A 1,389-nucleotide genomic window follows, 5' to 3' on the forward strand; every position below is an offset into this window, starting at 1 on the left:
TTAGGCGACGAAGTGGTTGATGCCATGCTTCCAAGAAAAGCTCCTAAGCTTCAGATAACTGGGAACCGTACCCCAAACCGACACAGGTGGTTAGGTAGAGAATACCAAGGCGCTTGAGAGAACTCGGGTGAAGGAACTAGGCAAAATGGCACCGTAACTTCGGGAGAAGGTGCGCCGGTGAGGGTGAAGCACTTGCTGCGTAAGCCCACGCCGGTCGAAGATACCAGGCCGCTGCGACTGTTTATTAAAAACACAGCACTCTGCAAACACGAAAGTGGACGTATAGGGTGTGACGCCTGCCCGGTGCCGGAAGGTTAATTGATGGGGTTAGCGCAAGCGAAGCTCTTGATCGAAGCCCCGGTAAACGGCGGCCGTAACTATAACGGTCCTAAGGTAGCGAAATTCCTTGTCGGGTAAGTTCCGACCTGCACGAATGGCGTAACGATGGCGGCGCTGTCTCCACCCGAGACTCAGTGAAATTGAAATCGCTGTGAAGATGCAGTGTATCCGCGGCTAGACGGAAAGACCCCGTGAACCTTTACTATAGCTTTGCACTGGACTTTGAATTTGCTTGTGTAGGATAGGTGGGAGGCTTTGAAGTGGGGACGCCAGTTCTCATGGAGCCATCCTTGAAATACCACCCTGGCAACTTTGAGGTTCTAACTCAGGTCCGTTATCCGGATCGAGGACAGTGTATGGTGGGTAGTTTGACTGGGGCGGTCTCCTCCCAAAGAGTAACGGAGGAGTACGAAGGTGCGCTCAGACCGGTCGGAAATCGGTCGTAGAGTATAAAGGCAAAAGCGCGCTTGACTGCGAGACAAACACGTCGAGCAGGTACGAAAGTAGGTCTTAGTGATCCGGTGGTTCTGTATGGAAGGGCCATCGCTCAACGGATAAAAGGTACTCCGGGGATAACAGGCTGATACCGCCCAAGAGTTCATATCGACGGCGGTGTTTGGCACCTCGATGTCGGCTCATCACATCCTGGGGCTGAAGCCGGTCCCAAGGGTATGGCTGTTCGCCATTTAAAGTGGTACGCGAGCTGGGTTTAGAACGTCGTGAGACAGTTCGGTCCCTATCTGCCGTGGACGTTTGAGATTTGAGAGGGGCTGCTCCTAGTACGAGAGGACCGGAGTGGACGAACCTCTGGTGTTCCGGTTGTCACGCCAGTGGCATTGCCGGGTAGCTATGTTCGGAAGAGATAACCGCTGAAAGCATCTAAGCGGGAAACTTGCCTCAAGATGAGATCTCACTGGGATCTTGAATCCCCTAAAGGGCCGTCGAAGACTACGACGTTGATAGGTTGGGTGTGTAAGCGCTGTGAGGCGTTGAGCTAACCAATACTAATTGCCCGTGAGGCTTGACCATATAACACCCAAGCAATTTGCT

Annotated in this window: 1 rRNA gene; it reads left to right on the forward strand. The window is 53.1% G+C overall.

The annotated features are described in order from the left end of the window. Positions 1-1,368 (forward strand): 23S ribosomal RNA (locus tag L6D75_RS27140); the annotation flags it as partial. Positions 1,369-1,389: the final 21 nt, after the last annotated feature.

The sequence above is a fragment of the Pseudomonas faucium genome (genome assembly GCF_021602585.1).
In the GTDB taxonomy this organism is placed as follows: domain Bacteria; phylum Pseudomonadota; class Gammaproteobacteria; order Pseudomonadales; family Pseudomonadaceae; genus Aquipseudomonas; species Aquipseudomonas faucium.